This is a genomic window from uncultured Caulobacter sp., from assembly GCF_937900395.1.
GTDB lineage: Bacteria > Pseudomonadota > Alphaproteobacteria > Caulobacterales > Caulobacteraceae > Caulobacter.
Genome location: NZ_CALCDX010000188.1, coordinates 20059 through 33259 on the forward strand (window position 1 = coordinate 20059; position 13201 = coordinate 33259).

A 13201-nucleotide genomic window follows, 5' to 3' on the forward strand; every position below is an offset into this window, starting at 1 on the left:
CCCTGAGGTTTCCGTGCTTGTCGACGCCCCGCCGTCCCCAGTCTCCGCCGTCGTTATCGAGGCGCCGAGACTGCCGCCGCTGGCGGGACAGGAGGCCTTTTCCACCGCGACCTATGACGCCGCCCAACTGGGCGGCGCCGCGCGACTGGACGACGTCCTGAAGACGACGCCCGGCGTTTCGCTCTTTCGGCGTACGGGCAGCGACGCTGCCAATCCGACGATCCAAGGGCTATCCTTGCGCGCGGTCGCGCCATCGGGCGCTGGCCGAGCGCTGGTGACGTTGGACGGCGCGCCACAGAACGATCCGTTCGGCGGCTGGGTGATCTGGACCGCTCTGCCCGGCGAAGGCCTGTCCGGGGCGACCATCGTGCGCGGCGCGGGGGCGGGGCCCTATGGCGCCGGCGCGCTCACTGGTGTCGTCGCGCTGCGCGAGCGCGCGGCCGGCAGTGGGCTTTCCAGCCTGACGATCCAAGGCGGCGAGCGCGACAGTTGGCGCGGGGCGGGGACCTTCGGAACCGATCACCTGCTGCTGACCGCCAGCGGCTCGCGCACCGACGGCTATCGCCCCGTGCGCGGCGCGGCGGCGGGCGCGGGCGACGTCCCGACCACGCTGGAGGACGGCTCTATCGCCGCCCGCGTCCAGGGCGAGGCCGGCGGCGTGCGCTGGGCCGCGCGGCTCGGCGCCTTCCAGGAGAAGCGCGGCGCGGGCCTGTTCGGCGCCGAGTCCAACGCCACCGGGAGCTCGCTGGCCCTGACCCTGGCGAGCGACCGCTGGCGCGTTCAGGCCTGGGCGCGCTCCAGCGATCTGGAGAACACCTCGACCGCCGTCGCCGCTGGCCGGACCGGGACGACACCCGCGAACGACCAGTACTCCACGCCCGCTAGCGGCTATGGCCTGAACGCGGCCTGGCAGGGCAAGTCGAACGATTGGTCCTGGGAGTTGGGCGGCGACGTCCGGGCGACTGAAGGGCGGACGCATGAGCGCTTCCGCTATCAGAACGGCGCGTTCACCCGGCAGCGCACGGCGGGCGGCCGCACGCTGGTCGGCGGCGTCTATGCCGAGGCGAGCTATAGCCGGCCGGACTTCTCGCTGACGGGCGGCGCGCGGCTGGACGGCTGGCGCTCTTATCATGGCGTGCGGCGCGAGCGGGACGCTGCGACCGGCGCGCTGACGCTTGATGCGCCCGTGGCCGACGCCTCGGGTACGACACCGACCGCCCGCGCCGGGGTTCGCCAGCGCCTGGCTGGTGACACCTGGATCCGCGCGGCCGCCTATGCCGGATTCCGGCCGCCGACGCTGAACGAGTTGCACCGCCCGTTCCGGGTCGGCAACGACGTGACCGAGGCCAACGCCGCCTTGAAGCCCGAGACGCTGTACGGCGTCGAGACGGGGCTCTCCGGCGAGGGCGCGGTGAAGTGGAACCTTGGGCTTTTCTACAATCAGATCCAGGACCCGATCACCAACGTCACGGTCGGCGTTGGACCCGGGACCTTCCCCGTCGCCGGCTTCATCCCGGCGGGCGGCGTGCTGCGCCAACGGCGGAACGCGGGCGAGATCAACGCCTATGGACTGGAGGGCGACGTCGCCGCCGATCTCTCCTCGGCCTGGACGGTTCGAGCGGCCTTCTCGGCGACCCACGCGCGTGTGGATGGCGGGACCCTCGCGCCGCAACTGACCGACAAGCGCCCGGCCCAGGCGCCGGCCCTGACCGTCACCGCCGGGGCGCGCTGGACGCCGGCGGCGCGCCTCAGTCTCGACGCCGACCTGCGCTATGAGAGCCAGCGCTACGAGGACGACCTGAACCAGCGCGTGCTGAAGGCCGGGGCGAGTCTCGATCTCCGCGCCGGCTGGGCGCTGTCGCCGACCAGCGAGGTGTATCTGGCCGCCGACAACGCTTTGAACGCGAACCTGGCCGTCGCCCAGACCGCCGACGGCGTGACGAGCTACGCCGCGCCTCGGACGGTCCTCGTGGGATTCGCGATCCGCCGTTAGCGCAGCTTCGCCTGGGCTTCGGTCAGCAGCGCCTGGGCCTGGGCCTTGCGACCCCTGTCGGCGACTTCGTGGCCCGGACGGGCGGGCGCGGCGAGCGCCTTCTGCAGGGCCTTGGTCGCGCCGGCATAGTCCTTCTGGCGCATCAGGAAGTCGCCGTAGAAGAAGTTGGAATCGACGCCGTTCGGATTGGCGGCGAGGGCCTTCTGCAGATAGCCGCGCGCCTTGCCGGCGTCGCCGAAGCCGACCGGGAAGCCGGGCACCTGGGCGTACAGCGAGCCCAGGCTGGTATAGACCGAGCCATCGCCCAGGGCCGCGGGGTTGATCTTCTCGGCCCGCTCCAGAAGCGACCTCGACTCCTTGGCGAGGGCCAGGCCGCCCAGGCCGCCCTTGGCGCCGGCCTCGGTGGCCTTGGCGATGGCTTCCCAGACCAGCGGTTCGGCGCGGCCGGGGTTCTGACGGGCCAAGGCGTCGGCCTCGGTCGCGACTTGCGCGGCGGCGGCGGCTTGCGCGCCCTTGTCGGCGATCTCGTAATTGGCGTGCGCCCAGCTGCGCGAGAGGGCGTCGATGCGGCCATCCAGGGCGTCGGCGTGGGCCGCGCCGGCCAGCAGGGCGCCGGCCAGGCTGAGGGCGAACAGGGTGCGGGTCTTGGTCATGAGACGTTCCGTTGGGGTCAGCGGGCGAAGAGCTGCGCGGCCTTGCGGTCGTTGGCCGCGAGGGCGCGGTCGACGAGGCCCGGCAGCAGGGCGTTGAGGCGGACGAAGAAAGCTTCGGGGAAGCCCAGATAGACGTCGCGACGGCGGGCTCGGATGGCCTGGACGATACGGCCCGCGGTGGCTTCCGGCGCGTCGATATTCATTTGGGTGATCTTGGCGTACTCGAGCACCCGGTCCGAAACCATAGCCGTGCGGACGGCGCGGGGGGCGACATAGGTCACGTCCACGCCGCTTCCCGCCACCTCTCGGCGCAGCGCCTGGCTGAAGCCGCGCAGACCCGCCTTGGCGCTGGAATAGGTGGCGAAGTGGGCGAAGTTGATCGAGCCGAAGATCGAGCCGATGTTGACGATCTGGCCCTTGCCCCGGGCCTTCATGCCCGGCAGCACCGCCTGCGCGAGACGGACCGGCGCGACCAGATTGACCATGTAGCCGGCCAGAAGGTCGGCGGCGCTTTCCTGCTCGACCGGACCGAAGTGCTGGACGCCGGCCAGGTTGATCAGGATGTCCCAGTGCCGCCCCTTGACCGCAGTGACGGCCGCCTCCAGCCCTTCGGGGGTGGCGAGGTCGTGCTGCAGGAAGCCGTGGACGCCATCCGGGCGCGAGCGGCCCAGGGCGGTGACGTGGGCGCCTTCGGCCGCCAGCTGGCGCGCCACCAGGCCGCCCAGGCCGCCCGAGGCGCCGGTGATCAGGACGCTTTTACGTTCAAGCATGGGCGGCCTCGCGGACGTGCGGGATCGAACGGAACATGTCGGCGAAGCGGACGAAGATCGCCCGGGCGACCTCGATGATCGCGCTCTGGTCGGCGGGGTCCTCGACCTCGTTCATCAGCTTTTCGAAGAAGTTCAGGTGCTCCAGGTCCAGCGACCCGTGCGAGGTCAGGTAGCTGAAGCATTCCGGGCCCAGGGCCAGGTTCTTGGCGACAGCCTCGGCGCCGTGGGTCGCCAGCTTCACGCTGGCGCCTTCCAGCACGAAGACCATGCCGAAGAAGCCCATCGGATTGACGTTGCGGATGTAGTCGTAGGCGTAGTCGGTCATCGCCTGGGTCGCCGCGCCGGGCGCGGCGTCGCGGGCCGCGGCCATGTCGCCGCCGCAGTGCTTGATGTCGGCCAGGATCCAATGCTCGTGACCGGTCTCTTCGGCGATGTACTCGTCCAGGGCCTCGACGAAGCGTTGGTGGTTTTCGTCCATCCGCGCCCGCGCCGTCTGCATCAGCGGCACGGTGTGCTTCACGTGGTGATAGGCCTCGGTCAGGTAGGCGATGTAGGTCTCGCGCGAGATGCGGCCCATCAGGCCGTCCTGGATCTGCGGGACCGAGGCCAGGGCCATCTGCCCATCGATCGTCTCGGTCACGAGGCGTTGGTAAAAGGTCACGCGAAGTCTCCTGTCGTCGAGGGTTCCATGAAGTCCCGGTGGCGGGCGCTGAGCGCCGCGCGACGGGGACGTCCGTTGTTGGTGAGTTCGCCCGCGGCCGCGTCGAACGCGTCGCGGATCAGCCAACGGCCGACCTGGGCGTAGGGCGGCAGGTTGGCGTTGGCGCGGGCGACGGCGCCGGCGATGGCCGCCTCGTCCATGCCGGGGATCAGGGGCACGATCAGCGCCGAAAGCTCGGCCTGGGCCTCGCCCAGCACCACCGCCTGGCGGATCTCGGGCTGGGCGGTCAGTTCGCTCTCGACCCATTCGGGCGCGACGTTGCGGCCGTGCGAGGTGATGATCGTGTTGGTGCGGCGGCCCGAGATGCCCAGGAAGCCGTCCGCGTCGATCGCCCCGAGGTCCCCGGTGCGGACCGGACCCTCATGGGGTGCGCCGCCGGCATAGCCGAGGAAGCCCGAACCCTCGACGACGATCTCGCCGCCGTCGATCGAAACGGCCAGGTGGGGCAGGGGGCGGCCGACGGTTCCGGCCTTCCGGTGCGCGGGCGTGTTCAGGGCGACCACCGAAGCGCATTCGCTGAGGCCGTAGCCCTCGTAGACCGGCAAGCCCAGCTCGTCGGCGCGGCTCAGCAGCGACGGCGAGACCTTGGCGCCGCCAACGGCGACCAGCTTGAGGGCGGGCAGGCGCACGCCGGTGAAGGTCATGACCATCATCAGGGCTCGCAGCAGCTCCGGCACCAGGATCAGGCTGTTGGCCTCATGCTCGGCGATGGCGCCGGCCAGGCGCGGCAGGTGAGGGCGGAACGGGTCGGCCAGGCCCAGCTGATCCGCCGGCAGGATGTGGTAGCGCCCGCCGGCCAGCAGGGTGGTGTAGAGGCCGGCGACATTCTCCAGCAGGATCGACAGCGGCAGCAGCGGCAGGTGCGTGCCGGCGTAGTCGGCGCCGATGGTCAGGACCAGCGAGGCGGCGACCGCCTCCATGTGATCCCGCGAAAGGCAGACGCCCTTGGGCTGGCCCGTCGAGCCGGAGGTGTAGGTGATCTTGGCCGTGCCCTTGGGCAGGATGCGCGGCGCCAGAGCCAGGGGGGTGACGCGCAGCGCGACGCCGGCCAGGTCGATGTCGCCATGGACCGCGTCGGTCGCCTCGATCAGCAGGCTGGCGCCGGCGTCAGCCATGGCGTGCTGGCGCTGCTCGTCGGTGAAGAAGCCGGGCAGGGGCAGCGAGGCCCAGCCCAGGCGCGCCAGGGCCAGGTCCAGGATCACCCAGGCCGGGCCGTTGGGCAGGCGAATGGCGACGGGAGAGCCGGGCCGCACCAGCGGCGCCCATTGGAAGAGCTCGCGCGCGGCGGTCTCGATCGCGGTCTCCAGCGCGCCGTAGGTGAACGACAGCCGGTGGTCGCTCAGGGCGATGGCGCCGTCGTTCAGGCGGGCCCGCTGGGCGATGGCGGCGAGGACGCGGCTCATTGGTCGTCTCCGAGCTGGGGGTGGAGGCGCGAGCAGGCGCCGGGGATGGCGGGAGGTTCGACCAGCAGCAGGTGGGCCAGCGGCGCCAGGGCCGGAGCGATGGCGCCGGCCAGCACTTCCGGGTCGCGCTCGTAGTAGCCGCCCCAGTCGCGAGCCTCTTCGCCCAGGCGGGCGGGGTCGGCGGTGGTCAGGCGACAGGTGGGGAAGCCGACTCGGCCAAAGGTCCGGCGCAGCTGCCGCGTCGCCGTGGCGACCGCGTAATCGCAGCCGACCTGATCAAGGTGCCGCGCCAGGGCCATGAACAGGAAGAGGGACGCGCCCGCGCTGCGGGAAGCCAGATTGCCGATCTCGGCCACATCGGTCCGCCGAACAGCGGCGCCCATCGCGCCGGCCAAAGCCTGCTCGATCGGATCATCGATATAGCGCTCCAGGAACAGGGGCTCCTCACCGGCGAGGCGGAAGCCGACGGCCGCGTGGATCTCGCCGTGAGCGTCCTGCACGCTCATCAGCGTGGGGTAGTGGGCGCGGATCCTGCCCTCGTAGACCTCGGCGTAGGTTGTCTCGATATAGGCCTCGACACGCTTCCGCTCGGGACGGAAGCAGTGGTGGATCGAGATCACCCGGGGCTCGACCGAGGTGAAGCGGCGGACCCGATCGGCGTCGAAGCGCAGGCTGCCGACACGCGCCCCGTCGCTCATCATCGTGACTTCCAGCAAGGCGATCTCCCAGCCCGGCGGCGCGTCGTTCGCGCCCTTCGACCGGCAAGGACGACGCTCCCCGCGGGGCGCCTCAAAGTTTTCGGCGGTTGCGCGGCGCTTTCGGTTCGGAAAGATTGTCGCAGGGGTCGGATTCTCGGCGCCCGCCTTGAGGAGCGCCGCCGCGCCTTGGACGACGAACCCGTCCATCCCCTGCTTTCCGCCTATATGGAGCGGCGCGAGGACCTGATCCGCTATTTCCGGGTGCGCCTACGCTCGGACGAGGCGGCCGAGGATCTGGTGCAAGACATCTATTTCAAGATCACCCCGCCGCCGGTCGAGCCGGTGGGCAATCCGGCGGCCTATCTCTTCCGTCTGGGCACGAACCTGATGCTGGACCGCATCAAGGTGCGGCGCCGGGCCGAGGCGCGCGACGCGCAATGGCACGGGGCCCATGTCTCGGACGTTGGCGGCGCGCACGTGGCCGAAGAGGCGCCCGCCGACCAAGCCGCGGCGGCCAAGCTGCAGCTGGAGAAAATCCTGGAGGCGGTGAAGTCGCTGCCTCCAGCGGCCCAGGAGGCCTTTCGCCTGCACAAGCTGGAGGGGCTAAGCCACGCCGAGACGGCGCAGGCCATGGGCGTGTCCCGCTCCAGCGTCGAGAAGTACATGATGAGCAGCCTCAAGCTGATCGTCGCCAAGGTTGGGCGGTGGCCATGAGGATCGCTGCTGAAATTTCTTTGAGGCGCCTTTCCGTTTATGGCGTCTTTGAGGCGAACAGGCAGGCGAAACGCCTTCCAGAAAACGGCGAAGTCGGATGAGCGATCGGACACACGAGACGAAGGAGGGCCTACGCGACGAAGCGGTCGCGTGGCTGATCCGCGTCCAGTCCGACGCGGCGACGGCCGATGACTGGATGGCCCTGACCGACTGGCTGGAAGGCTCTCCCGCCCGTCAGGAGGCCTTCGAGGAGGCCGAGTTGATCGTCGCCGACCTGACCGAGCGGCGGGACGAGATCGTCGCCGGGCTCACTCCGCCGGTCGACAATGTGATCAGCTTCCCCGCCGCTAGGCGTAAGTCGGCCGCCGCGCCGCGCCGCGCCTGGATCGGTGGCGCGATCGCCGCCTCGCTGGCGGTGATGATCGGCGGTCCCGCGCTGTGGAACGCCTCGCAGGGCGCCCTGGTCACCTACGAGACCAAGCCCGGTGAGACCCGACGGATCGACCTCGCCGACGGCACGCACATCACGCTGGACGGCGGCTCCAAACTCAGCGTGCGGCTGGGCTGGAGGGCGCGCAGGGTCGAGATGGGCCTGGCCCAGGCCAGCTTCGACGTCGCCAAGGATCCCTCTCGCCCGTTCCTGATCGGTGTGGGCGACCAGGCCGTGCGGGTGATCGGCACCGAGTTCAACATCCGCAATGACGGCCGCAGCGTCCGCGTCACCGTGCGCCGGGGGATCGTCGAGGTCGCCCAGCGCGACGCCAAGGGCCAGGCTCCGACGCGCCTGACGGTCGGCCAGGAACTGCGCCACGTGCAGGGCTCGGACACCGCCCAGGTCCGCCGCGTCCAGGCCAGCGACGCCTTCGCCTGGTCGCAAGGCCAGCTGGTCGCCGACAACGAGACGCTCGGCGACATCGTCGCCGACCTGAACCGCCGCTTCACGACGCCGATCCGCATCGCGCCCGAGGCCGCTAATCGCCGCTTCTCCGGCGTGATCGCGCTGGACAACGAAGACGCCGCCGTCCGCTTGCTGGCGACCTACGCCTCGCTGCAGGTGGATCGAACGGCCGAAGAAATCATCCTAAGGTGACGCCCTGACCGTCGGGGAGGGGTGATTTGCGGATCGGGACGTGGCGTCGCGTTTGGCTCGCCTCGGCGATGGGACTCGCGGTCGCGCCAGCGGTCGCGCGCGCCGAGGCGCAGACTTCCTTCGCCATTCCGGCCGGGCCCCTCAGACAGGCCGCGACCCTCTTCGCGGTCCAGGCTCGCGTCTCGATCGACGTTAGCGCCGCGCAGGGCTGCGGCCCCTCGCGCGGCTTCTCGGGGCGAGGATCGCCCGAGGTCGTGCTGAGGGCGCTGCTGCAGGGCACGGGCTGCGACCTGCGCCGGATCGATGATCGGGCCTACCAGATCGTCCGACGCGCCCCGCCGCCCGCTAAGCCTCCCGTGACGCTGTCCCCGCCGCGCGAAGTCGAGGCGCCGATCGCGCCGCTCTCGGAGCTGGTCGTGGTGGCCACCCGTCGACCGACCTTGGCGGACCGGCTGGCCTATTCCGTGAGCGTGCTGGACGAACGGGCCGCCGCCGCCCAGGGTGTCCGCGACACCAACGACCTGGCGGCGGTCCTGCCGGCCATGACCGTGACGAACCTTGGCCCCGGCCGCGACAAGGTGATCCTTCGCGGGCTCTCTGACGGCCCGTTGACCGGCCAGACCCAGTCGATGGTCGGTATCTATCTCGACGACGTTCGCCTGACCTACAACGCGCCCGATCCTGACCTGCTGATGCTCGACATCGCACAGGTCGAGGTTCTGCGCGGGCCGCAGGGCGCGCTCTATGGCGCCGGGTCTTTGGGCGGCGTCCTGCAGTTCACGACCCATCGGCCGGACCCGAGCGCCTTCGCCGCCTGGACCTCCATATCCGCGTCGAGTCTGCGTGGCGGAGAGCCCGGCGGGCAGCTGTCGGGGATGGTCAACGTCCCGCTGCTCGACGGACGCGCCGCCGTGCGCCTCGTCGCCTACGCCGACCAGCAGGGCGGCTATATCGATGATCCGCTCCAGGGGCGCGACGACGTGAACCGGACTCGGCGGTCGGGCATACGCGCCGCCTTCCGAGTCCAGCTGGGCGAGGGTTGGACCGGCGACGTGGGGGTGACGACGCAGGCGATCGCGTCAAGCGACACCCAGTATGCGACGCCGTCCGTCGGTCCCTTCGCCCGGCGCAACCGGCTCGCTGAGCCGCACGACAACGACTTCTTCGAGGGACATGTCGGCGTCAGCGGTCTGATCGGCGCGGTCAAGGCCAAGGTCACTCTGGCGACCGTCAGCCACGATATCTCCAGTCGCTACGACGCCAGCGCCGCCCCGCCGCTCTCCGTGCCGCCGGGAGCCGCAGTGGCGTTTGACGACAACAACCATGTGGGCGCGGTCATTGTCGACGCGTCCCTCTCGTCCGATGACCACGCCCGCATCCAATGGCAGGTCGGCGGCTTCCTGGCGCGCACGCGGCAAAGGCGCGACGGCGACCTGCTGGCGATAAGCCAATCGAACGCCTTGCTGGCGACCGAGCATCGCCGGGACATCCTGGAAGAGGCTGCGCTGTTCGGCGAGGCCATCGGCGACCTTGGGCGCGGCTGGAGCGTAACCCTGGGCGGCCGCCTGTTCTCCATCCGCTCCCAGGCGTCCAGCAAGGCGGAATCGCTTGGCGCGACCGCGGCCTTCCGCGATAGCCAGGACTATGTCGGTTTCTCGCCCAAGGCGGTGCTGTCCTTCCAGCCGACATCGAAGACGCTGGTCTATGTGCAGGCGACCGAAGGCTACCGAGCCGGCGGCTTCAACACCTCGCCGATCCCCAGCCAGCCCTTCCTGACGACGGGCGGCGAACCGCAGCGGGCGTATGATGGCGACGACCTGTGGAGCTTCGAAAGCGGCGCCAAGGCCAGCCTCATGGATGGTCGTCTACGTCTTCGAGGGGCGGTGTTCCTGGCGCTCTGGAAGTCGATCCAGAGCGATCAACTGTTACCTTCGGGCCTGCCCTATACCGCCAATCTCGGAGACGGCCGGAACATCGGCGTTGAGGCCGAGGCGGCGTATGTGGCGGGGCCTCTGCGCCTGGACGCCAGTTTCCTCCTCAACGCGCCGGAGCTGGAGAAGGTCGATCCCGCCTTTCCGGGGCGCAAGGATCTCGGTCTGGCGGGCGTGCCGAAACACGCCCTCGCGCTGGGCGTCAGCTACGAGCGCCCGCTTGTGGGCGGCTGGCGTCTGGGGACCGACGCGCGGCTCAGCTATGTCGGCCCCTCCCGCCTCAGTTTCGACGCGACCACGGCGCCGATCATGGGCGACTACGTCACCGCGCGCGCCGGGGTGAGGGTGCAGTCCGAGCGGCTGAGCGCCGGCCTGGCGGTGGATAACCTGTTCGACGGCCACGGCGACACCTTCGCCTATGGCAACCCCTTCAGCCTGAGGCTGGGCCGGCAGAGCACGCCCCAGCGACCCCGCACGGTGTCGCTGGAGCTGAAGGTTCGCTACTAGCTAGAGCCCGTTCGGCGGTGGCGTGAAGCGGGTCGCCCAGCCTGCGGGAGCCGGACCCATCGTCAGCTCCAACACGCCGCCCTTGGTTAGTTCGTCGTGGGAGATCCAGGCCCGATCCAGCGGCTTGTCGTTCAGCTTGGCGGCGGTGACGTAGCGGTTGGCCTCTGACGTGGTCGGGGCGCGGACCTCAAAGGTCTTGCCGCCCTCCAGCGCGATCACGCTGCGCGAGAACACCGGCGACGCGATGTAGTAGTAGGGCTGGCCCGCGTTCGGATAGAGACCGATGGCGTTCCAGACATACCAGCTGGACATCGCGCCCGCGTCGTCGTTGCCCGGCAGCCCCGTGCGGCTCAGGCGATAGTGCTTGGCCATCAGGCCGCGCACGATCTCGTCGGTGCGATCTGGACGGCCAGCATGGATGTAGAGGTACGGCGCCAGCAGGTCAGGCTCGTTGCCCTGCGAGTAGTGGCCGTCGAACAGCTGATCCAGCCACCTCACGAAGCCTTCCGGCCCGCCGGTCTTGGCCATCAGCCCCGCCACGTCCTGCGGGACATAGCTCGAGTACTGCAGCGAATTGCCCTCGTAGAAGACTGCGTCCCACCAGGGTCCCGAGCGGTCGGGATACTCGTAGGTGCAGCTATAGTTCTCGACCCACTCGCCATTGGGATAGCGGGGGCGGACACAGCCTAGCCGGTCATCCCAGATGTTCTTCCAGTTGCCGGACCGGGCGATGTAGCGCTTGGCGTCCTCGGTCTTGCCCAGGGCCTTGGCGACCACGCCGATCGCGTAGTCGTCATAGGCGTATTCCAGGGTGCGCGAAGCCGAGCGGGTTTCGGTGAAGGGGACGTAGCCGAGCCTCAGATAGTCCTTCAGCACCCGGCCCTGCAGGAAGGGCTGGTCGCTGTCGACCTCGCCGTTCTTGCGGATCGCCTCATAGGCCAGGTTCACATCGAAGCCGCCCAGCTTCTTGGTCACCGCGTCGGCGATCAGGATGTCGCCGTTCGAGCCGCCCTGGGTCATGCCGTTGGCGCCGGCGATGCGCGAGTCCGGCATCCAGCCCGTGTGCTTGTAGGTGTCGATCAGCGAGCGGATCATGTCGCGCTGGCGCTGCGGCTGGATCACCGTCAGCAGCGGATGCAGCGTCCGGAACGTGTCCCACAGCGTGTAGAAGTCCTCGTAGTGCGGCTCGTCGGATTTCCACCAGACATTCTCGCCGCTGAGATCGTGCGGCATGGTGTGAGAGCGGTAGAGCGCCGAATAGAAGATCCGCTGCTGCTCGTCCGCGCCGCCCTCGACCTTGATCTTGGCGAGGGCGTCCGACCACTGGGCCGCCGTCGCCGCATGATAGGCGTTGAAGTCCCAGCCGGGCATCTCCTCGGCGAGGTTGGCGCGGGCCCTGTCGGCGCTGACGAACGACACGGCCAGCTTCATCTGGACCTGGCGATTGTTCGTCGTGTCGAAGGTCAGGTAGGCGCCGAGACGGTTGGAGAACTCGCGCTCCGTGTCGTACTCGATCATCAGGCCCTGGCGGTTGGCCGCGCTCTTGACCTGGACGCCGCCTTCCGAGCGCCCGACGCCGGGCTGGGTCTCCATCCAGCCCTGGCCCGCCTTCCAGGCGCCGAAGGCCTTGGCTGGACGATCCGTCACCGCATGGAAGTAGAGGGTGTAGGGCGTCGGGTTCCAGCCGCCCTCGACCGTGACCTCGCCGGCCAGGGTGTGGTCGTCGATCAGCTCGACCTTGGCCAACCGCACGCGCTGCCCTCGGCCGCGCATGGCGATCACCGAGCTGACGTCGAAGATCAGGTTGCTCTCGGCCCCGGCCGGATAGGTCAGGCGTTGGAAGCCCACGCGGCGCGAAGCCGTCAGCTCGACCTTGATCCGCTCGGCGTCGGTGTTGCCCAGGCCCACCGCGTAGTAGCCGGGCGAGGCGCGCTCGTCGGTCTTGTCGTAGTGCAGGTGATTGACGCGCAGCGGGCCGACCGTCGGCGTGACCCGGAAGTTGCCGTACTTGCCCGAGCCGCCCGTGCCGCTGACGTGCGTATAGCTGAAGCCCATGATCGGGCTCTTGGAGTCGTAGCCGTTGGTGTCGGCGTTGGTGGTGTCGGGGCTCAGCGACACGAAGCCGAACGGCGCGCCGGCGCCGGGCACGGTGTTGCCGCCGGTCACCCCGCCGCCGTCGACGCCGACGAACGGATCGACCTTGGCCAGCAGGTCCGGCGCGGACTGAGCTTGAGCCAGTCCGGCCGATCCGAAGGAGAGCGCCAGGGCCAGCGCCAGGGGGCGCCTAGACGGGAAGAGGCTCTTTCCGGACATGGTTTTCCTTCCCGTCGATCCAGGTTTTCGCGACGTTGAGATCGTCGTCTAGCAGGCAGAAGTCGGCGGCGACGCCGGGGGCGATGGCGCCGCGCTGATCGGAGAGGCCCAGGAAGGCGGCGGGGGCGGCCGAGGCCATCCTCACTGCCTGCTCCAGCGACAGGCCCAGCATCGCCACCGCGTTGCGGACGGCGGCGGCCATGTCGAGATCCGAGCCGGCCAGGGTGCCGGACGCGTCGACGCAGACGCCGTCGCGGACGGTGATCTCGCGGCCCTGCAGCAAGAACCGCTTGTCGATCATGCCGACGGTCGGCATGGCGTCGGTGACCAGCATGAAGCGATCCAGCGGCCGCGCGCGCAGGGCGATCTTCAGGGTCACCGGATCGACGTGGCGGCCATCGACGATGA

General features: G+C 69.8%; 11 protein-coding genes. 4 read left to right on the forward strand and 7 right to left on the reverse strand.

Features of this window, described 5'->3' with window-relative positions:
- Nucleotides 1-13: 13 nt before the first annotated feature.
- Entirely contained in the window at nucleotides 14-1993 is a 1980-nt protein-coding gene (locus tag Q0379_RS16370; RefSeq protein WP_299013791.1) for a TonB-dependent receptor plug domain-containing protein, read from the forward strand.
- Here Q0379_RS16370 and Q0379_RS16375 read toward each other — a convergent pair.
- The 5 genes from Q0379_RS16375 to Q0379_RS16395 are packed head-to-tail and all read right to left on the reverse strand — an operon-like array spanning nucleotide 1990 to nucleotide 6256.
- A complete protein-coding gene (locus Q0379_RS16375) occupies nucleotides 1990-2646 on the reverse strand; it encodes a tetratricopeptide repeat protein (RefSeq protein WP_299013794.1) in 657 nt (218 codons plus the stop codon). The two genes, Q0379_RS16370 and Q0379_RS16375, sit on opposite strands and share 4 nt — an antisense overlap.
- 17 nt (nucleotides 2647-2663) lie before the next feature.
- A complete protein-coding gene (locus tag Q0379_RS16380) occupies nucleotides 2664-3416 on the reverse strand; it encodes an SDR family NAD(P)-dependent oxidoreductase (protein WP_299013797.1) in 753 nt (250 codons plus the stop codon).
- Nucleotides 3409-4077, reverse strand: a complete 669-nt coding sequence (locus Q0379_RS16385) for an iron-containing redox enzyme family protein (protein ID WP_299013801.1) — start codon at nucleotides 4075-4077, stop codon at nucleotides 3409-3411. Before Q0379_RS16385 ends, Q0379_RS16380 begins: the two co-directional genes overlap by 8 nt.
- The gene (locus Q0379_RS16390) at nucleotides 4074-5540 is read right to left on the reverse strand and encodes an AMP-binding protein (protein WP_299013804.1); all 1467 of its coding nucleotides are present in this window, start codon (nucleotides 5538-5540) and stop codon (nucleotides 4074-4076) included. Before Q0379_RS16390 ends, Q0379_RS16385 begins: the two co-directional genes overlap by 4 nt.
- Entirely contained in the window at nucleotides 5537-6256 is a 720-nt protein-coding gene (locus Q0379_RS16395) for a thermostable hemolysin (RefSeq protein WP_299013807.1), read from the reverse strand. Before Q0379_RS16395 ends, Q0379_RS16390 begins: the two co-directional genes overlap by 4 nt.
- Before the next feature lie 168 nt (nucleotides 6257-6424).
- Here Q0379_RS16395 and Q0379_RS16400 point away from each other — a divergent pair, with 168 nt between their 5' ends.
- The 3 genes from Q0379_RS16400 (at nucleotide 6425) to Q0379_RS16410 (ending at nucleotide 10480) form a co-directional block, all read left to right on the forward strand.
- Nucleotides 6425-6952 (forward strand): RNA polymerase sigma factor, encoded by a 528-nt coding sequence (locus tag Q0379_RS16400; RefSeq protein ID WP_299013810.1) that lies wholly within the window; start codon nucleotides 6425-6427, stop codon nucleotides 6950-6952.
- Nucleotides 6953-7049: 97 nt separating this feature from the next.
- The gene (locus tag Q0379_RS16405) at nucleotides 7050-8042 is read left to right on the forward strand and encodes a FecR domain-containing protein (RefSeq protein WP_299013813.1); all 993 of its coding nucleotides are present in this window, start codon (nucleotides 7050-7052) and stop codon (nucleotides 8040-8042) included.
- A gap of 68 nt (nucleotides 8043-8110) precedes the next feature.
- Complete coding sequence (locus Q0379_RS16410; protein WP_299013816.1) at nucleotides 8111-10480, forward strand: TonB-dependent receptor; 2370 nt, start codon at nucleotides 8111-8113, stop codon at nucleotides 10478-10480.
- Here Q0379_RS16410 and Q0379_RS16415 read toward each other — a convergent pair whose 3' ends face one another.
- Complete coding sequence (locus Q0379_RS16415; protein WP_299013819.1) at nucleotides 10481-12793, reverse strand: GH92 family glycosyl hydrolase; 2313 nt, start codon at nucleotides 12791-12793, stop codon at nucleotides 10481-10483. It lies immediately after the preceding gene.
- Nucleotides 12765-13201: amidohydrolase family protein (locus Q0379_RS16420; RefSeq protein WP_299013822.1), on the reverse strand; the 437-nt coding region annotated here is incomplete at its 5' end. The genes Q0379_RS16420 and Q0379_RS16415, both read right to left, overlap by 29 nt.

Coding starts and splice junctions, on each gene's coding strand:
- Q0379_RS16390 (WP_299013804.1), bottom strand. CDS start 5,540: ATGAGCCGCGTCCTCGCCGCCATCGCCCAGCGGGCCCGCCTGAACGAC.
- Q0379_RS16405 (WP_299013813.1), top strand. CDS start 7,050: ATGAGCGATCGGACACACGAGACGAAGGAGGGCCTACGCGACGAAGCG.
- Q0379_RS16415 (WP_299013819.1), bottom strand. CDS start 12,793: ATGTCCGGAAAGAGCCTCTTCCCGTCTAGGCGCCCCCTGGCGCTGGCC.
- Q0379_RS16380 (WP_299013797.1), bottom strand. CDS start 3,416: ATGCTTGAACGTAAAAGCGTCCTGATCACCGGCGCCTCGGGCGGCCTG.
- Q0379_RS16410 (WP_299013816.1), top strand. CDS start 8,111: ATGGGACTCGCGGTCGCGCCAGCGGTCGCGCGCGCCGAGGCGCAGACT.
- Q0379_RS16375 (WP_299013794.1), bottom strand. CDS start 2,646: ATGACCAAGACCCGCACCCTGTTCGCCCTCAGCCTGGCCGGCGCCCTG.